Here is an 18,901-nt window from a genome sequence, read left to right as displayed (position 1 = left end):
TTTACATATTTCGTTGTCGTTTTTTCAGGCGTTACTGCCGTTGATCCCGATCCTGGCTTTGCCATCGATAGATATTTGGTGCTGACATACCCGTCCTTACCATTGGCTTTGACTTTGGCCCAGCCATTGGATTCCGAATACACCGTCACTTTCGTTCCTTTTGAAAGGATGGCGACTATGCTTGCGGTAGCTTTTCCACTTTTTCGCATATTGAGGGAACCCGTAACATATTTCGTCGTCGTTTTTGCAGGTGTGGCTGACGTTGCTCCCGATCCTGGCTTTGAAGCAGACAGATATTTGGCGCTGACATATCCATCCTTACCATTGGCTTTGATTTTCGCCCAGCCATTAGCTTCCGAATAGACCGTCACTTTCGTCCCTTTAGAAAGGATGGCGACAACGCTTGCGGTAGCTTTTCCACTTTTTCGCATATTGAGGGAGCCCGTGCTCACATTCACATATTTCGTTGTCGTTTTAACCGTTACCGCAGCTTTGGTTACCGTTCCTGGCTTCTTTGCCGTTAGATACTTCGTACTGACATATCCTTCTTTTCCATTGGCTTTGATTTTCGCCCAGCCTTTGGACTCCGAATACACCGTTACCTGTGTGCCTCTTGTCAGCTTTGCGACTATGCTGGCACTATCTATCCCGCTTTTCCGCATATTAAGTGAACCTGTGCTCACATTCACATATTTCGTTGTCGTTTTAACGGTCGCCGCAGCTTTGGTTACCGTTCCTGGCTTCTTTGCCGATAGATACTTCGTACTGACATATCCATCTTTTCCATTGGCTTTGACTTTCGCCCAGCCTTTGGATTCCGAATACACCGTTACCTGTGTGCCCCTAGTCAGCTTCGCGACCATGCCTGCACTATCACTGGCGTTTTTTCTCATATTCAGTGAACCTGTGCTCACATTCACATATTTTGTTGTCGTTTTAATCGTTACTGCACTTTTCGATAAAGTCCCTGGCTTCGTTGCCAATAAATACTTCGTACTGACATATCCATCATTTCCATTGGCTTTGATCTTCGCCCAGCCTTTGGACTCCGAATACACCGTTACCTGTGTGCCATTTGCCAGCTTTGCAACTATGCTTGCATCCTCCGCCCCGTCTTTTCTCATATTGAGCGAACCGGTACTTACATGTACAAACATGAAGTCCTCAATACTGGCCTGTTCCGCATGTAGTGGAGCTGCAGATATTTTTTCTTCGAAAGCAACTGTAGACAACACTGCAAAACAGAAAGTTGGTATAATTAATTTCTTCATCTCATTCTCCCTACTAAAGAATTATGTTTTTAACATTTATTTAAATATCGGTTAAATTCAGTATAATAATATAGGCATATATGCTCATTCGTCTAAAATATATCATATTCCTTTAGATCTATAGGGAGATAAAGGAGATTGTAACATAATAGTAAACTAATAGACATTTAAGTAATAAAATAGAAATATTCGCAAAGAAGCTTACCCGGCAAGCAAATGATGAATATAAAGTATATTGATATAATTACTTACCACTCAAATTAATGCCTATGAGACGAGCATCTTTCTGCATTTACCGAATATACATAAAAGGTGAGCACACGATCCTTAGTATTTGACGGATCGAGGCAATAACCTATATAATTACTGTATATAACTTATAAGAATCCTTCTGTTAAGGGGAGTAGCTATACAATAAAGTCGTCAGTACAGGATTGAATCCTCGGCTTTATTGGCAACTGATTTTAGTTGTTTGCAAGACCTTGCCGATTATTTGGTGAGGTCTTTTAATTTTTTTAAAGACGGTATGACCAATAATCGGTTATACCGTCTTTTTTGATTCGAAAAATTGCACAATAGAGGTGAAAAGTATGCAGAACTATAATGAATTAGCTCAAAGCGTTAAGATTTCCGATGATAAAAAGCATATATTGCTTGATGCCGACCCATCTTTATCACTTATCGGAAAAGGCCGCAGCGCATATGTATTCAAAATACATTCCACCAATAAGGCACTAAAAGTGTTTTTCCCGGATCATTCTCACACAGCTAAAGTTGAAGCTGAAATATACAAAACCGTCCAATCCATCGAATACTATCCAACCCTATATGATGCGGGGGTAAGTTACCTGGTTATAGATCACATTGAAGGCAACACTCTTTTTGAATGTTTAACATTGGGAATCCCGATAACGGAAGAAAACATTGCAGAGATAGACCATGCCCTGCAATTGGCAAGGAAAGAGGGATTGAACCCTTCGGATATCCATTTACGAAACATCTTCATCACTTCCGAAAAAAAGGTGAAGATCATTGACGTTGCAAGGTTTAAGCAAGTGAAATCCTGCAATCAGTGGCACGACTTGAAAAGTGCATTTCACCTTTTCTATTCGAAGTCATTTTTTCCGAAGAAGATCCCCAGCTTCATACTGAATTCCATTGCAGCGATTTATAAAAAGAGATTTCTGCCCATCTGATCCTTACTATAAAAAAATCACATTGGAGGCATATATGAAAAAAATAATGACCATTGCTCTGCTGTCCATCCTTACATTAAGCGGATGCTCAGCTTTAGAAGAAGTCAATTCATCATTGGAGTATGCAGATAATGCGACGGAGTATGTAAATACCGTTAAGGAATTTTCCAATGAGGTGCCTGCATTGTCACAGGACGCCGTCACGAATGCCGAAGCAAGAGCAAATCTTGAAAAAGAACTGGAATTGATGAAAACGGAGATTGAAGAATTCAATGCAACGGAACCACCCCAAATCGCTGAAGGCATCCATGAGAAGATCGTCAGCTCGAATCAACAGCTTTCGGATGGAATTGAATTATATCTGAATAATATTGAAAATGGCCAAATTGACCCTAAGGCATTGGAAGATTCAGAGATAATGAAATCAATCGATAATATAACAGGATTGGCAAAACAAATTGAAGAATTGGGGAATTAAGCATCCTGCAATGAATAAAATCGAATCGCTTGAAACAAATTATTGACATGAAACCAAAAGGTTTTATATAATCAACAAAGCAAAACCAATTGGTTTCATATTTTCAGTTAAAAAGGAGAATCAGTATGGAAAATCAACATACACTACAGGATATCAAGAAGACGATTATTCTTGAAGCCCCTATCCAACAAGTTTGGGATACAGTTTCGACTGCAGAGGGCATAGCTTCATGGTTCATGCCAAATGATTTTCAACCGAAAGTGGGACATGAGTTCCATGTGCAATCACCTTTTGGTCCATCTCCTTGTAAGGTAACGGAGTTAGATGTTCCTCATCGTCTTTCATTCAGTTGGGATACGGACGGTTGGTTCATTTCCTTCATTTTAAAAGAACTGGATGGCAAAACGGAATTTACCCTTATTCATGGTGGTTGGAAAGAGCCTGAAACGATTCTTCCGAAACCGAATGAAAAAAGCTCAGTGATTCGCGATAGAATGGATCATGGCTGGGAACAGATCGTTCATGCAAAACTTAAAAAGGTTGTTGAGGGCTAAGTGTCTGCAGCAGAAAAGCATGATGTATTTCAGGCTATCGCCGACCCAACCCGCCGAAAGGTCCTGCAATTGCTTGCTGAAGGGGATTTACCCATTTCGAAAATCACTTCTCACTTTTCCATGAGCCGTACAGCGATTGCCAAGCATCTTCATATCCTTTCTGAAGCTGAATTGGTCAGTGGCCGGAAGGTAGGCAGAGAGAAACGCTTTCGGCTTCAGCCAGAACCTTTAGCGGAATTGAAACAGTGGCTCTCTTTTTATGATCAATTCTGGGATAACAAATTATCCATCCTTAAACATGTGATTGAAAATTCAGGGGAAAATGGATTGAAAGTCATCGATAAAGAAAAGGACACGGATGAACCATCATAATGAAGAAAACCCCCGGCGCATTGCACCGGGGGGGTTTTCATTAGTTTATACATCCATCTCCACATTGTGTTCTTTGCGCTTCCTGATGACCATCGTTAGCAATAGTAGTAGATTGAAGACAATGATGCATCCAGTAAGGAACACTATACTCGTTGTCAATGCATCCGCTCCAAGGCTCGTACTCATCGCTTGACGGAAGCCCATGACAGAGTATGTCATTGGTATGAACGGGTGAACATGACTGAAGAAGTTATTGGTCAGTTCCACGGGGAACATCCCTCCACTTGCACCTAGCTGTAATACAAGGAATATCATCGCTAATAAACGACCCGGATTTCCAAATCCTACGGTCAAGAAGGTGACGATGAACATGAAGGTAAGGGAAGTCAGTATGGAAACCCCAATGAATTGCCCCATGTTCTCGACCTGTAAATCCATTCCCCAAATCATGATCGCATCCAACACTAATGCTGAAAGCGTCGCTTGGATAAATAGGACCGTAAATTTACTGAACCACCATGCCACTCCTGAAGTAGGCCTTGTGGAAGGCAAGCCTGTCGGGAATCCCATATTGAAGGCTATAGCTCCTACAAATAAGCCAAGAGACAATACATAAGGAGCCAGTGCATGACCATAATTCGGCACGTCACTGCTTTTTTGTTCCTTAACCTGTGTCGGTTCAGCAATCATGCTGTAATTATCATCGGTTGTTTTGTTTTCACTTATTTCTTCTGCTCCATCACCGAGTTTTTCCGATAGCTCGACCGTTCCATCTTTAAGTGAGGATATGCCATCACCCAATTTACCGGAACCTTCAGCAAGTGCTGATGAACCTTCATTGATCTTACCTGCCCCATCGGCAAGCTGGATGACTCCATTGCTTAAAGTAGGCAGATTGCTTGCCAATTGTTCAGTGCCCTTAACAAGTGCTGATGAGCCATCGTTCAAGGCAGCTGAGTTGGCATTCAGTTCATTGGCTCCACTAGCAAGTTTGCTTGCCCCTTCGCCAACTTGGCTAACACCAAAAGCATACTTCTCAAGACCATCCCCAAAGGAGGTTGACCCTGCTTGAAGTTGTGAAACTCCATCAACCAGTTGACCAGATCCCTCAGTTAGTTTTGATAGGCCATTATTCAAAGAGGAACCGCCTTGTGCTAACTGGTTGATTCCCTTCACTAATTCTGGTGTCCGTTCATTTAAACTTTGTGTTGCCGCCGTTAATTGATTGCTGCCTTCAACAGCCTCATTCAAGCCGCCATTTAATTGGGTTGCACCAGGAATCAATTGTTCTTCAAGTGCGTTCCTTATTGCCGTATATCCGTTTAACGCTGAAACGGCGTTTGGATTGACTTTATTCACCGCATTATTTAAATTGGCCACTTGTTCTGGAAGCTGGCCTAATCCATTCAATACAGGCATTACTTTATCCTTTAATTGCGTTGATAAGTCGGATACACTTGCAGCAAGAGTCGATGCGATTTGTTTTTGTGCTTCCGCTTGGTTTTGAAGTTCATTTTGAATGGCCCCGATTAATTCGGATTGTTGTTCACTGGTCATGCCTTTGAATGCTTCCGTATTTTGAACGGCATTGATCGTGCTCTGACCATTATTCGCAATTGTTGATTGAAGTTCCGTTAAGGCCGCTTGACTGTTATTGAGGTCATCAGTAATGCCAGATACGGTACCGGACGCGCTGCTCCCTGCAGGAACCGCTTTTTGCAATTGATTTACACCGCTTTGAATGCTTGTCAGTCCTTGCTTAAGCTGACTCAGCTGTTCTTCTGCGGGCAATTGGCCATCCATTTTTTTCAGGCCGTCATTTAACGCCTGGCCTCCTTCTGCCAGTTTATTGATTCCCTCATTTAAACTTTGCTGACCTGCTGCCAATTTTGGAATTCCTGTCGATTGGTCCGTCAGCTGGCTTGCATTTTGTGATAATTGATTCAACCCATCATTCAAATTCGCACTGCCTGTTTGCGCTTGTGCCAATCCCGTATTTAAAGTTTGCGCTCCTGGAACTACTTTGGCGATCCCAGTAGAAAGTTGGGATGAACCTTGTATAAGTGCTTCACTATTATTAGTTAATTCCCCTGTGCCTGATGCAAGTTCGTCCGCACCCTTTTGTAACTGACCGACACCGGAAGTATATTGTGAAATTCCCTTATTTAATTCCGACGCGCCACTTTCAAGCTTGTTGGCTCCTTCCAAAAACTCGCCGACGCCGATTTGAAGTTTATTCGCTCCATCTTTAAAAGTTAATGTGCTGGAAGCTAATTTATTCAGATTTTCCGTCACTTCTTTGTTTCCATCATGCAGTTTTTTTGCACCGTCATCCAGTTTTGATGCCCCATCTGCTGCATCATTGAATCCATCTCCGATTTCATCCAGCTGGGAGAAAATCGCTTCCGCATATTCTTTAGTGACACTTTCGGCAATTTCCGTTTTCAAATTATTCGTTGCCTGTTTTCCGACCGTTTCAGAAACGAAACTGCGTCCAGGATTCACGTCATACGTCAAATTCATTTTTTTTGGCTTATCATCCATGACGGTTGCAGCATTTTTCGAAAAGTCCTCAGGAATGGTAACGACCATATAATATGTACCATCATCAAATCCTTTTTTCGCCTCTTTTTCCGTTACGAAATGCCATTCTAAATCATCATTTTCCTTTAAATTCTCGATTAGCTCATTACCGACTGTTAAGGTTTTACCCTCATATTCCGCCTTCACATCCTTATTCACGACTGCAACAGGTAATTTGCCTGTATTCCCGTATGGATTCCAAGCGGAACTAAGAAATAACCCCCCATAAATAATCGGCACGAACAGTAAAACGATTGCGACACCGACAAGTTTTCGATTTGTAAGGAAAAGCTTCCATTCTTGTTTAAGCATGTTCACTTCATTTCACCTTTCTTTTCACGCAGTACATCACTCAATGACGTTGAATTCCAATTAAGAGTCGGTATGTCCGTGGTGCCAAAGCTTTCTTTCAGCAAATCTGCCACTGTCTGGCTGGAAAAGAACTCTATCAAAAGTTGATCCGCCCGAGAAAACATCCGACGAAGGACGTCCATCCCCTTCTCTGCATACTCTCCATCTTTAAACGCTTTTTCTATAAGTCCCGTATCCGGAAACATCGAAATGGGGCCTTCCATCGCCTCAATAATTTCAAGGTTTTTAATCTTATCTACACTTTTGGCAAGAGTAAGGCCGCCATTATTACCAGGAACGGAAGTGATTATCTGCTTAACGACCAATTTCCTTATGATTTTTTTCAAATAAGAAGGAGACACCTCCAATCGCCTGCTGATCTCATTAGACGAAAGCGGTACATTTTTATCCTGGGTGGAGAGGATAACAATGATGCATATAGCTTGCTCGACCCCTTTTGTTAATTGCAAATCAGTTCACCTCTTTCAGTATCTATGTGGATGTCTGATATCCATAATGGATATTCGGTATCTCTAATTAAAACCCGTTTCATCATAGAAATCAAGTTAATTCTAGAAAAAATTTCTGAAAAAAAGTGAACCCCTTATGACAGCATAATAAGGGGTTCACCTTTCAAGGTTTTTTATAGGTCATTTAGAAACTCATTGACCGCTTCTGGAGTTTTAGCATTTGCACTGTGCAGATGTGCAACCTTTTCCCCATTCTTAAATACTAATAGTGATGGAATTCCCATTACCGTTTGCTCTTCAGAAATCTCAGGGAACTCGTCACGATCGATTGTAAACCACTGTTTGTCTTGATGTTCTTGAGTGATCTCATCGATGAACATGTCTAAACGTTTGCAGTCCGGACACCATGTTGTAGTAAAAATCCCGACCGTCAGTCCCTCTTGATTGATTTGTTCACGGTATTCTTGTTCAGTATTGATATTTTTCATGATCGTCTCCTCCGGGCTTTCTTATCGTCATACTTTAATCCATGAATTAATGTACTCAAGGATTAATATATAATTAATTCCTTTACAGCACAAACGGTTTATCTTGGATCCATCTAACTCTTGCCCGGTTCATGTACCTTTTCTATGCTTTGGGCAAAGCCGCCATTTCTTGGAGTTCTAATCTCTCGTTTATGAAAGAGGAAATCCTTGAAATGAACTCCCTATTTTCATCAATGAAAAGATAATGACAGCTTTTTTCAAAAATGATCAATTCACTGTCAGGAATCTTTTCGGCGATGAGAATGGATGCCTCTACAGGAGTGATCCAATCATGACGGCCGCCTGCCACTAATGTGACCCTTCTCTTTTTAGATCATCTTTTTATTAAAATCCAAAATAATCAAGCAGCTTCCAATTCACCTTTATTATCCTTGGAAAATTTCCTTGCAATAAGACTGACTCCAATCATTACAATCACATTTATGAGGAGAGCGACAAGACCAATGTTCAAATCTTTAATGGCTTGCGGCAATGCCGGAAAAATTGTCCCAATTGTAGCGCTTGTTATGGTTGTATACCCAACAGTGGCTAAACCGGCAATGATGCCCGCTGACGCACCCTCTTTCGTCACGAAGTTTTTTTGCAGGAGACTGGCGATGAAAGATGGGAATAATTGAGTCACCATGCTGTATCCCATCAATAAAAGGGCCACGATCGTATTCCCTCCTGTCAAAGTAAAATACACGGCAATGAGAGCAAGAACAGGTACGAGCAACTTGGCAATGGTCGTAATTTGTTTATCCGAGGCGGAAGGAGAAAAATGCTGATACACGTTTTTGGCAAGCAGCGTCGCTGAACTCATTAAAATCATCGAGCCTGGAACAAGGGCGGTCAATAGACCCGCTGCCCCGATGACCCCCACAAACCAAGGATCGAAGGTATTGATCGAAAGCTTCAAAAGCGCAAGATCCATATCCGACCCTTGCAACCCAGGAACTTTAATGATGGCGGCATAGCCGACAAAGATCGCACCGACAGATAATGCTCCGTAAAGCGGAAGGATGAACGCATTTTTACGGAATGTCTTGGCACTTTTAGCTGTATATGCAGAACCGAATGTTTGCGGCCACATATAGAAACCTAACGTCGTCAAGATGATCGTGGATATAAACCATGAAGCACTCATCCCCATATCCGGTAGTGTCAGGAAATCAGGCTTGACGGCATTGACTGCTTCGAACATCGGCTGGATTCCGCCAAAATAATGAAGCGGAATGTAAATCCCTAAAAATAACGCGACCAAAGCGATCATGATATCTTTGAGAACAGCTGTCCAAACCGATCCATGGATACCTGAAATCATCACATAAACGGTAACTGAAACAGCTCCGATCCAAACGGCGACCGTCGGGGAAATCGAACCATAGGAAGTAGTCGAAACGATGATTCCCAGACCCTTTAATTGCAGCACCAAAAACGGTACCAGGGCCAAAACACCGACGATTGAAACAAGTACCCCCAATAACGGACTTTTGTACTTTTTAACATAAAAGTCTGCTTGTGAAATGAGCTTGTGTTTATTTCCGTAGCTCCAAATGGCAGGATAAATCCAATAAGAAAACAGGTAGCCCAATGCTGCGAACGCCGTTCCGTACAATGCCGGACCGCCTATACCATATGCCCACCCGCTGGAGCCCAGGAAAGTGGAGGTGGAATAGATCTCTCCCGCCAGTAAAATCATGATGATGAAAGGGCCGAACCCGCGTCCGCCGACTGTCCACTGTTCAAGGTCCATGTCCTTGCCTTTTCTTGCCCTAATCCCTAAATAAAGTGACAGCAACAGGAAACTGAAAATAATGATGATCGCAATATTCATTTCTCTTCCCTCTCTTTATTCTTGGGATCTAGCATATAAATGATAAAAACGACTAAAGCGGTAAAGATCAGCCACGAAAAGTTCCAGAAAAAGAATAGCGGCATGCCAAGAATATACGGTTCGATACTATTAGCCCAAAAAGGCCCGCCAAGTATGGCGATTACAGGAATTATAGAAAGAAAATAAATTGGTTTCATGAGATTCTCCTCTTGTCTAATGATATGAACTAAATGTGGTAACACGAAGATTGATATCTTTGATTCATCACCTGCGCAGCAATCGTGAAAAAGTGCGGAGCCGCCGCAGTTACATAGTCCCCCTTTCTGCCGACGTCAATATGTGATATTACTTTTAATCTAGCAATCCGCATGCCAATGTTGGAATTTTCAGAAATAAACGGAGTGAATGGGGTATATATCAAGGAAAGCAGTTGGGCAAAACTTATTATCGAGGATGCATCAACGTGCTGTTGATAGGAGAATCCTTATTAATGAGTAAAAAAAATTTTACAAGTAAAAATTTTTTTCATCCCTTATAGGGAACAAGAGTCTCTTCAGTTTTTTTATTTAATAAACATTCCAGGTGATTTCAGAAATCAGCTCCCTTTCCGCCGACTGTCTGCCAAGCACCATCATAGCAAGCGACTGTGGGGTCTCGGCTAGCCAGTTATTCGGCAGGAATGTCGCAAATTTCTTCAATCTAGTGAGGGTTACAGTAAAAAACATGATGGATCATGCTGAAACACTTCCGAACCTCCTTTTGTCGAAAAAAGGGCTTCTATCTGATTTTTTAAACAAGGTTGATTGGAGCGGGTGTGCGAGACTCCTGCGGGAAAAGCGCGTCCAAGGGAGACCCCACAGGCGCAAAGGCTCCGAGGAGGCTCCCGGACCGCCCGCGGAAAGCGAGTACCTGGAGTGGAAATCAGTAGTACAACCAGGTCTCGTTTAAAAATCATGGTTTGCAATTTTTCGACCATCCACGCCTTACGAACACCTTTGGTCAACAAACTGAAAAAAAGCCACTATCCAGTGGCTTTTTTCACATCATTCATATTGGGAGAGTAAGTTGCCAGGAAACACCAAATTTATCAGATATCCATCCGAACTTCTTACTAAAGGAATAATCACCCAATGGCATAAGCTCTTGTCCGCCATCAGCTAAGCTCGAATAAAGCCTGTCAATTTCCTCTTCACTATCACATGTAAGGAATATTGAAAACGAAGGTGTAAACGTAAATTGATGCTTAACATTGCTATCGATGCACATAAATTCCTGATCTTTCAAGGTAAAGGTGGCCTGCATGACACTCCCCTCTGTACCTGCTTCATTGGCACCATACCGTATCATGCTGGTTATTTTCGATCCTTCGATTAAAGATGTGTAATAATTCATTGCTTCTTCCGCATTTCCTTCGAACATCAAGAAAGGTGTGACTTTCATCATTCTCATCAAACTCCTGTTTCTCTTTAATTAATTTTCTTCATTGAATCACGGCGCCCACCAGTTACCTGAAGCCACGATCATTGTCTGTAATTTTATCGTATTGGCAAAATAGTCATCATCGTCTTGTTTCTGTATCGTCCTATCCCATAATTCGTTGATCCATTGCTGGTTGGAGGAATCAACCATGGCACTCACCATGAATGGAGCAACGAAGGTTGTACTATTCCCTTCTTCCACAGCTCTTCCGTTCAGCGTGTAGCCGGATTGGATATTTTCAGGATTGCCATCCGTTTCCGCTTTAATCCAATCATTCATCTTCTTTAATTGCGGCAGGGCTCTTTCATCACCAGTCAGTAAGTAATCGAGTGTATAGCGCCAAGGGGTCCTGCTGCTGTTCCAGCTGTAATTGCCGTCATTCTCCCCTTCTAAAAAATCAGCTTGAGCCGGTTGGTATTCTCCCCTGGATTGTACAATGAAGTCCGGCATGAGACCTGTATTGCCGCTTTTCTCCTCATAAATCGAATGAATGACCGCATAAGCCTTATCCGTTACATCTTTCCATCCATCAGTCCCGGTTGCCGCCTCAAATGACTTAAAATGATTAAGAAGAAGGTCAGATGAACGAGTCGATTGTCCGTATACCTCATCTTTATCTTCCACCCAGTCCCCTAGCTTAACCAGGGACTGCGACCGATTTATCTCATTCGACATGATCGCAGCCAAGATGTCCTTTGCACTGGCAAGATAGTCGATTTCCCCTTCACTTCCCCACTGGCGATCGGCCAATAATAACGAATAGGCGATATCCATATCGCCATCAGTTGCTGAATCGGCGTCCCCTGGCGTATTGATGATTTTACCCGCCTTATCCTTAACTTGCTGCCATGCCATTAAGGAAGGGTCATTATCACTTCCATGGGCTTTATAAAAACGATAAAGACCATCGAAGTAATGCTTGTCCTGGCTGCCTGCCATGATTGCCGTTATCATCATCCCATACCCATGCGCTTCAGAGACGGTCACTGCATTCTTGGGCTCTGCATATCCTTTATCATTGTAAAAAATATAATATTGATCATTTTCATCAGCTGGCTGCTTAAGATATTCATTTTTCCAGGCTTTATAAAAATTCGCTACGGCAGCATCCAACTCCTCCTGTGAAACATTGTCAGGTTTTATCGTACCCGCCTGATAGACAGTATGCTGAGGAAATGCCCTTTTACCGACAAGCTCTTTCTGTTTGGTTTGAGGTACCAATGCTATCGAAGCAATGATCCCAAAAACGATCACGCCCACTGCTATCAATAAACTTCTTTTTTTCATGGCTGGCTCCTTGAGTTATGCTGCAGTATTCACTGCTATTGTATGTTAGATGGTGCTGTTAAAATATATGTTATCAATTCTTCCTCTATTAAACATGACCTTTCTTATGTAATTGCACTATATCATAAGTTATTTTGGATATTTATGTTATTATAAACGTCGAATTCTGAGTGTTTCTACTTAAGTATTTTAAAAAGGAGTGTTTTAATGAAAAGAATTTGTAATCAGTGCCAAACTGAAATGATAGATGATTGCCAAGTAAATGTTCAAGGCGGAATGTATGGGATAAAGATTAGTCAAAAGAAAGGACTTTTCAGTAGTGTTTCTGCAAACCCTAAAGCATCTGTATGCCCAAATTGTGGTTATGTAGCTTTCTATATTGATGAGTTTAGAGAATTTATTAAGTAAAAATATAAATATATACAGCTAACTGACGTTTGTGAGGATAGTAAGTTAGCAAGTATATATTTATGTTTTGTCCTTATCGCTTAAGGAAGAAATATCAGATTATGCTTTATCATAGCTTATTTAAAGAAAGCCGGTATTAATGGTAACAAGTTTATACTTGAATCAGTAATAAGATTAAATGGTGGTTTGGAGATACATCAATGGGTCGAATGAAGTGTATGACCAAAATATCATTCCACTTTTTTCAATTCCATAACTCCTTTGCCATCCATTGAAATATCCAGTTGCTGATTTATGACTATCGAAAGCGGAAAGATTTCCGACTCTTTATTCGAAAAAATCCACCGCCGTTTCCTTGGACCTAAAAGTAAAAACGAACCTGCTTCATGTTCCCCCATGAAATTCAATCCATCTTCACTTATTTCTTCACCATTCCTTACAGGTACACCATTACTGATCAACTGGTTTCCCAAGGCCCTGACTTCATCTGTCGTAATGTTTATTTCACTGATGCACAGGACGTTTTGAGCTGAAAAATACTTAGCTTCGGATTTGGGTGATACGGAATATCTCGATATGAACTCGACAATGTTGCCTGAAGGGTCTGTAAAATAAAAAGCATGTGCATCAGAATAGCTGAAATAAACTTCGTCATAATCATCTTCTATAGTCAATTCCACTTTTGATTTCGCCCATGCTTTTGCCGAAGTAAATAAATTGGTTGGAATGTTCATGGCAAAATGATAAAAAGGCTTTTCATTGTGATGATATTTTTTGATTTCAAGCACACTTTCCCCTGCCTTCATTTCAAAAACATCATCAGTTTGCGATAGTAACTCAAATCCTAACACATCAACATAAAAATTCCGCATTTCATCCCATGCATGACTATACAAAGTGACCTTATTGATAATCAACGTTTAATCCCCCTTCCACCTAACAAATATTGTAAAGTAATCCTGCATTTGTGCAAACATTCCGTACTTTTCAAAATCATATATTCATATACACGTTGCCCATTTTTACTACTCCAACAATTAGCGACATGCCAACTCAAAAAGGACCACCAAATTCGGTGGTCACTCGTGTCAGCTCCATTGAGTCATTTTTTCATCTTAAAAGGTTCACTCTTTAATTTTCAGGCCCAGCATGGCTGCAAATACTATCGCTTGGTCCGGGGAAACTTCGCATCCATTTAAATCTTCCATGGATACGGTAAGCCTTTGAAATGTAGAACTGCTAATATCAATTCCTTTGAGCGGTGTCCTGGAAAAGTTCACTTCATTTAATCTACATGTTTCGAACTTCACTTTGATGAATTTACACTCATAAAAATCAGCACTTTCCAATGAGCAATGATCGAACTTCACTTGCTTTAAACTGGAATAACCAAAAGCGCTTAAATTCAAGTTGCAATTCTCAAAGTAGACATTCCCTAAACTCGCGTCAGACAGGTTAATGCCTAATAGTTTGGACTCTTTGAATTCCACCCGATGAATCGAGCCGCCCATGAAATCGGCATTCGTCAAATCGCAATGATCGAAAATAACATCCGTCAGCTCGATATTCCTGAATGATACATCGCTGAATGTCACATTTTTAAAAACTACCTGTGATAATACGATTTTGTCCATCTTTTCTCTATCGATCGTACAATTGGATATGATACATGAATCCAGATAAGGCTCATCTTGATAATATATTTCCTGAAAGTTCGCTTGAGTTAAGTCTTGAGGGATCTTTGGCTGTTCAATTCTGATTTTGCCTGACATCTTATCACCTTTTCACTTTATTTCTTCAATCACTGGATAACTTTTTTCCAACCGCATCACACTTCTTTACCGGAAGCGGTATGATTTATTTTTTAAAGGTCTGAACCGATATGGGTCCACCGCTGGTAATATACTAACCGTAAGCTATATTTCAGTGAAGTTCAATCTAAGAATTTCGCAAAAATGACTATTTTTTTTCGGTATTTTGTGTCATCTTCCATCAACATTTTGCAAAAAAAACTGCCTCATCGGCAGCTTTTTAACTTTAAACTTCAGTATGTAATCCTGTTGGCATCAGGAAATAATATAGCGCTGCACCCATTATGGCCATCATACCGCCTATCAGAAAGAAAGCTTGAAAGATATTCCCTCCCACAGTTGAGGAATTGGATACAAAACCAGTTGAAAGCAGAAAAAGGACACCCAACCCCAACAAGAAAAGAGCCATTTTTTTAATACTTCTTTTGAATAGGATATATCCCGTAAGTATGATTAAGTACGATGCTGCAAGGACCATAAGAAATGGAAATAACGGTTTGAATTTTGCGGCATACACGAAATAATCGAAATTCGAAATATCATTTGCATCCATCGCATGATCATCATTTACTTGTGTGAAATGCGTGGAATACTTCCATTCCCAAGGGTTATCCAGAATTTCGCTTCCTTCATACCAGGTACAAAATGAAAAAAGTAAAAGGAAAAATGCAGCGATTATCATTTGCAAAAAATTATTAAAAGTCAATCTCATCTCCTCCAGCTGCCATTATACCAATAATTGGTTTATGTTTAAATATGCCGGTTAAAGCAATATGTAAACATACACTGGTTTATGAATAATATAAAATAACCTCTTTTAAGGAGCGTTTGGGAATATGACATTTCGTGGAGAAGACCTCCTTCTTTCAGGAGCATGGATACTAGGTATTGGTTCACTTATTGATACAATCGGGCAGACCCAGCAAACCTTCACCCATAGCGATCAGGGGAAAGATTTAATCGTAAAAGGAAATGGGATTGAAGCATTCGGAAATTCGTTGCAGGCCATCGGGAGAACTAAGCTGTTTAAACCTGAGAGGGAGTTAGCACAAATATATACCATCTTCGGTGCTTGGCTTGAGGCTGCTGGTAATAGTACAAATGCAGTTGGAGTAAGTATTGAACTAAATGGTGCTGAGGAAGAGGGAACAAAAATAGATACCCTTGGCAGTGGAGTCCAAGGTCTTGGCGCAGCTTTTGAAGCAGTAGGTGCATTTCTTGAAGAGGATTCATCCTATAGGGCCCTTGCAATTACAGGAAATAGCTTCATTTCTTTAGGCTCTTTTTTAGCAGCGATCGGTAATATTTACGTTTTAAACGAAAAAAGTGTAATTGGAGAACAGATTCTATTGGTCGGTAGCTGGATTCAAGTTATTGGTGCATTTATATTAATTCATGCCATTACCCTTGAGGTTGAACACATTGAACAAGAGAAACATGAGGAAAATCCGAAAAATGGAAACGGCAATTCCTATCCCTATTCATATAATAATTATTAATACCTGATTAAGGGCTAGCTAAAGATGGATGTCGTTAGCTTTTATTTATCATATAGTACAGTTGCTTTGCCATTTTCCTTCATCTTACCAACTAACGAAAATACTTAAGGTGCCACCAATTCAACTTTCATCCTCTGGGTCTTCAAAGTAAACAGCAGAATGTTCCTTCCCACCGGCGAATGGGTGCTTGTCGGCATAGAGGATGGTAACTCCTCTGTCCCTTAATTTTCTGGTGATCTCATCAACCTGATGACGGGAGGTGGCGTGAAAGGCTAAATGGTTAAGACCCACTTGTCCCCGATGATAGGGAATGTCAAGATACCTTGTTTCGCTTGTACAAAAACAATGTACATATCATCCAATCTCCAACTCTTCCCGCTTTCCCACTCCTGGAATGGCTCATAATTCATTTCCTCCAAAAACCAGCCCCAAAAATCAACGGTCCTATTTAAATTTGAAACATTCAGCTCAATATGATGAATAAATCCCTTTGACAACTCTCTTCCTCTCCTCATTATCGCTTTTCGTGAATTGGCGTTACTCGTGAATTTGGTGCTTTTACTCTTGAGTTTGGGCCTTTTACTCGTGATTTTTCGCCTTTTAATAGTGAGTTTGAGGTATTTACTCGTGAATTTTGGCGTTTTACTCGTGAGTTTACGCCTTTTACTCGTGAATTCTGCTATTTTACTCGTGAGTTTACGCCTTTTACTCGTAAGTTTCGGCGTTTACTCGTGAATTTGGGCGTTTTACTCGTGAATTCTGCTATTTTACTCGTGAGTTTTCGCCTTTTACTCGTAAGTTTGGCGTTTACTCGTGAATTTTGGCCTTTTACTCGTGATTTTTCGCCTTTTACTAGTGAGTTTGAGGTATTTACTCGTGAATTTTGGCGTTTTACTCGTGAGTTTTCGCCTTTTACTAGTGAGTTTGAGGTATTTACTCGTGAGTTTCGGCGTTTTACTCGTGAATTCTGCTATTTTACTCGTGAGTTTCGGCGTTTTACTTGTAAATGGGCGTTACTCATGAGTTTGGTGCTTTTACAAAATACAAATCCGAGTGGACAGAATGGATTTATTTTGTTATTATAGTTACCGAGGGTAACAATTACTAAAGGTAACTATATATTGTGTATAAGGGGTGTTTCTGATAGAGACTTACCAAAAGTTCTTTCAGCAATTTTTGCTGCTGTACCGTCCGTTTGAAAATAATCTTAATATCCAGCTGGGCAAGCATGATTTACACAGGGCGCAATGGTCGATTTTACATTTCTTATTCAATTATGATTCGGCAACGCTTGTAGAGCTTGCCAATTATCAAGGTGTGGAAAAACCAACGATTACGAGGACCATTGCCCGCTTGGAAGAACTGGGGTATGTCGAGCATGTGCCCAGTAAAGATAAACGCGAGAAAAGAATGCGGCTTACTGAGCTTGGCAAAAAGATCTACAGCGAAGTCCGCGTGACAATCGATCAATACGAACAGGATATCTTGAAAGGAATCACTGAAGAGGAACAACTTGCAGCCATACGTATCATGGGCGAAATAAGAAATAACATTATAAAGTAAGGGGATAATAACATGGATCAATCCAGAGCCAGACTGTGGACGAAGGACTTTGTCATCGTTTCGACCATCAATTTTTTCATCACATTAATTTTTTATTTACTGATGGTCACACTTGCCATCTATGCTGTTAATGAATTGGATGCTTCTACAAGCGAAGCCGGACTCATATCGGGTATTTTTATAATCGGGACGTTAATCGGACGTCTGTTCATTGGCCGTTTCATTGATTCAATCGGCCGCAAGAAAACATTATTCATAGGTTTGATCTTTTTCACTTTGACAACACTTCTATATTTTGTGGACCTCGGAATTGGCTTCCTGCTTGTTAACCGCCTGATCCATGGGATGGCGATGGGGATGGCGAGTACTGCGACAGGAACAATCGTCGCGCAGATCATCCCGGCAACACGAAAGGGAGAAGGCATCGGCTATTACAGCATGAGCGCGACACTTGCGACGGCAATCGGTCCTTTCATCGGTCTGTATATGGCTCAACATACAAGCTTCCAAGTGATTTTCAGTTTCTGCCTGGCTTTAGGGGTGATCAGCTTAATTACTGCATTCTTCCTTTATGTCCCGGCATTGAAAGTGACGGCAAAAGTTACGGAAAGCAAAGGATTCAAGCTTTCCAATTTCATTGAACCTAAGGCTCTGCCCATTTCAATCATTACTTTGTTATTGGCATTCTGTTATTCCAGCGTCCTTTCTTTCATCAGTTTCTATGCCATCGAAATCAATCTGGTCAATACAGCAAGCTTCTTCTTTGTCGTTTACGCAGTCGCTGTATTGTTATCACGTCCTTTCTCTGGACCGTTAATGGACCGCAAAGGATCGAACTTCATTATGTATCCGGCGTTCATGCTTTTCGGGATCGGCTTGCTGCTTTTAAGTATCACAACGAATAGTTTTACTTTACTGGCAGCTGGTTTCCTCATCGGCCTTGGATTCGGTAATATGCAATCAAGCTCGCAGGCGATTGCCGTTAAACTTACACCGCCTCACCGAATGGGGATGGCAACGTCCACCTTCTTTATCATGCTTGATGCAGGACTTGGATTCGGCCCTTATATTCTCGGATTCATCATTCCAGTAACAGGTTACAGCACACTTTATGTCATCCTGGGCGTTGTGGTCATCGCAACCTCCGTCCTTTACTACTTCTTGCACGGCAAGAAGGAACGTGCAGCCAGAACGAACTTGGCTTCCATTTAAATG

At 41.1% G+C, this 18,901-nt stretch carries 22 protein-coding genes and 1 pseudogene; 9 read left to right on the top strand and 14 right to left on the bottom strand.

Annotation, left to right across the window (positions count from 1 at the left end):
• Window positions 1-1,271 (bottom strand): SH3 domain-containing protein (locus FNK51_RS21420; RefSeq protein WP_141994611.1); only part of this gene is annotated, 1,271 nt, incomplete at its 3' end.
• Window positions 1,272-1,861: 590 nt separating this feature from the next.
• Between FNK51_RS21420 and FNK51_RS21415 the strand changes: the two genes are divergently transcribed.
• From FNK51_RS21415 to FNK51_RS21400, 4 genes are all read left to right on the top strand, one after another.
• A complete protein-coding gene (locus FNK51_RS21415; RefSeq protein WP_098373020.1) occupies window positions 1,862-2,467 on the top strand; it encodes a serine/threonine protein kinase in 606 nt (201 codons plus the stop codon).
• A gap of 34 nt (window positions 2,468-2,501) precedes the next feature.
• A complete protein-coding gene (locus FNK51_RS21410) occupies window positions 2,502-2,945 on the top strand; it encodes a DUF6376 family protein (protein ID WP_098373019.1) in 444 nt (147 codons plus the stop codon).
• A 125-nt stretch (window positions 2,946-3,070) separates the two neighbouring features.
• On the top strand, window positions 3,071-3,499 hold the full coding sequence (locus FNK51_RS21405) for an SRPBCC family protein (RefSeq protein WP_098373018.1): 429 nt from the start codon (window positions 3,071-3,073) through the stop codon (window positions 3,497-3,499).
• Window positions 3,500-3,871: an ArsR/SmtB family transcription factor gene (locus FNK51_RS21400; RefSeq protein ID WP_098373017.1), complete on the top strand. Its 372-nt coding sequence runs from the start codon at window positions 3,500-3,502 to the stop codon at window positions 3,869-3,871.
• A 45-nt stretch (window positions 3,872-3,916) separates the two neighbouring features.
• On the opposite strand, the gene FNK51_RS21395 is transcribed toward FNK51_RS21400, so the two are convergent.
• The 9 genes from FNK51_RS21395 to FNK51_RS21355 all read right to left on the bottom strand — a co-directional run bounded on the left by FNK51_RS21395 (window position 3,917) and on the right by FNK51_RS21355 (window position 12,405).
• On the bottom strand, window positions 3,917-6,766 hold the full coding sequence (locus FNK51_RS21395) for a YhgE/Pip domain-containing protein (protein WP_286178811.1): 2,850 nt from the start codon (window positions 6,764-6,766) through the stop codon (window positions 3,917-3,919).
• A 2-nt stretch (window positions 6,767-6,768) separates the two neighbouring features.
• Window positions 6,769-7,275, bottom strand: coding sequence for an RrF2 family transcriptional regulator (locus FNK51_RS21390; RefSeq protein ID WP_141994609.1), 507 nt, complete (start codon window positions 7,273-7,275; stop codon window positions 6,769-6,771).
• A 173-nt stretch (window positions 7,276-7,448) separates the two neighbouring features.
• Window positions 7,449-7,763, bottom strand: a complete 315-nt coding sequence (locus FNK51_RS21385) for a thioredoxin family protein (RefSeq protein ID WP_048686672.1) — start codon at window positions 7,761-7,763, stop codon at window positions 7,449-7,451.
• A gap of 142 nt (window positions 7,764-7,905) precedes the next feature.
• A complete protein-coding gene (locus tag FNK51_RS21380; protein WP_141994608.1) occupies window positions 7,906-8,112 on the bottom strand; it encodes an alpha/beta fold hydrolase in 207 nt (68 codons plus the stop codon).
• A 51-nt stretch (window positions 8,113-8,163) separates the two neighbouring features.
• The gene (locus FNK51_RS21375) at window positions 8,164-9,639 is read right to left on the bottom strand and encodes a sodium:solute symporter family protein (RefSeq protein WP_141994607.1); all 1,476 of its coding nucleotides are present in this window, start codon (window positions 9,637-9,639) and stop codon (window positions 8,164-8,166) included.
• Complete coding sequence (locus FNK51_RS21370; protein ID WP_141994606.1) at window positions 9,636-9,836, bottom strand: DUF3311 domain-containing protein; 201 nt, start codon at window positions 9,834-9,836, stop codon at window positions 9,636-9,638. The genes FNK51_RS21375 and FNK51_RS21370 overlap by 4 nt, the downstream gene beginning before the upstream one ends.
• A gap of 369 nt (window positions 9,837-10,205) precedes the next feature.
• Entirely contained in the window at window positions 10,206-10,364 is a 159-nt protein-coding gene (locus FNK51_RS26720; RefSeq protein ID WP_181762313.1) for a hypothetical protein, read from the bottom strand.
• A 322-nt stretch (window positions 10,365-10,686) separates the two neighbouring features.
• Window positions 10,687-11,082 carry a VOC family protein gene (locus tag FNK51_RS21360; RefSeq protein WP_141994605.1) on the bottom strand — a complete coding sequence of 132 codons (396 nt, stop codon included), beginning with the start codon at window positions 11,080-11,082 and terminating at the stop codon, window positions 10,687-10,689.
• 45 nt (window positions 11,083-11,127) lie between these two features.
• On the bottom strand, window positions 11,128-12,405 hold the full coding sequence (locus tag FNK51_RS21355; protein ID WP_141994604.1) for a family 8 glycosyl hydrolase: 1,278 nt from the start codon (window positions 12,403-12,405) through the stop codon (window positions 11,128-11,130).
• A gap of 207 nt (window positions 12,406-12,612) precedes the next feature.
• Here FNK51_RS21355 and FNK51_RS21350 point away from each other — a divergent pair, with 207 nt between their 5' ends.
• Window positions 12,613-12,813 carry a nucleic acid-binding protein gene (locus FNK51_RS21350; RefSeq protein WP_098373010.1) on the top strand — a complete coding sequence of 67 codons (201 nt, stop codon included), beginning with the start codon at window positions 12,613-12,615 and terminating at the stop codon, window positions 12,811-12,813.
• A 230-nt stretch (window positions 12,814-13,043) separates the two neighbouring features.
• On the opposite strand, the gene FNK51_RS21345 is transcribed toward FNK51_RS21350, so the two are convergent.
• The 3 genes from FNK51_RS21345 to FNK51_RS21335 form a co-directional block, all read right to left on the bottom strand.
• A complete protein-coding gene (locus FNK51_RS21345) occupies window positions 13,044-13,730 on the bottom strand; it encodes a VOC family protein (RefSeq protein WP_141994603.1) in 687 nt (228 codons plus the stop codon).
• Between the two features lie 207 nt (window positions 13,731-13,937).
• A complete protein-coding gene (locus tag FNK51_RS21340; RefSeq protein ID WP_098373008.1) occupies window positions 13,938-14,585 on the bottom strand; it encodes a pentapeptide repeat-containing protein in 648 nt (215 codons plus the stop codon).
• A gap of 265 nt (window positions 14,586-14,850) precedes the next feature.
• Window positions 14,851-15,330, bottom strand: coding sequence for a DUF4306 domain-containing protein (locus tag FNK51_RS21335; RefSeq protein ID WP_286178810.1), 480 nt, complete (start codon window positions 15,328-15,330; stop codon window positions 14,851-14,853).
• A gap of 130 nt (window positions 15,331-15,460) precedes the next feature.
• On the opposite strand from FNK51_RS21335, the gene FNK51_RS21330 reads away from it, so the two are divergent.
• Window positions 15,461-16,123, top strand: a complete 663-nt coding sequence (locus tag FNK51_RS21330; RefSeq protein WP_141994602.1) for a DUF6944 family repetitive protein — start codon at window positions 15,461-15,463, stop codon at window positions 16,121-16,123.
• 104 nt (window positions 16,124-16,227) lie between these two features.
• Here FNK51_RS21330 and FNK51_RS21325 read toward each other — a convergent pair.
• Window positions 16,228-16,620: pseudogene (locus FNK51_RS21325) on the bottom strand (VOC family protein).
• A 255-nt stretch (window positions 16,621-16,875) separates the two neighbouring features.
• Between FNK51_RS21325 and FNK51_RS21320 the strand changes: the two are divergent.
• Genes FNK51_RS21320 through FNK51_RS21310 form a run of 3 tightly spaced genes read left to right on the top strand, consistent with a single transcriptional unit; the run spans window position 16,876 to window position 18,898 of the window.
• A complete protein-coding gene (locus tag FNK51_RS21320) occupies window positions 16,876-17,208 on the top strand; it encodes a hypothetical protein (protein ID WP_141994601.1) in 333 nt (110 codons plus the stop codon).
• Between the two features lie 58 nt (window positions 17,209-17,266).
• The gene (locus FNK51_RS21315; RefSeq protein ID WP_098373071.1) at window positions 17,267-17,686 is read left to right on the top strand and encodes a MarR family winged helix-turn-helix transcriptional regulator; all 420 of its coding nucleotides are present in this window, start codon (window positions 17,267-17,269) and stop codon (window positions 17,684-17,686) included.
• A gap of 12 nt (window positions 17,687-17,698) precedes the next feature.
• Window positions 17,699-18,898, top strand: a complete 1,200-nt coding sequence (locus tag FNK51_RS21310; protein ID WP_141994600.1) for an MFS transporter — start codon at window positions 17,699-17,701, stop codon at window positions 18,896-18,898.
• The last annotated feature ends 3 nt before the right edge of the window (window positions 18,899-18,901 follow it).

The organism is Bacillus sp. B4EP4a (genome assembly GCF_006680105.1).
GTDB classification, from domain to species: Bacteria; Bacillota; Bacilli; order Bacillales; family DSM-1321; genus Peribacillus; species Peribacillus simplex_E.
Note: the sequence above shows the minus strand (reverse complement) of the source record. Positions and strands in the feature narration are given on the sequence as shown.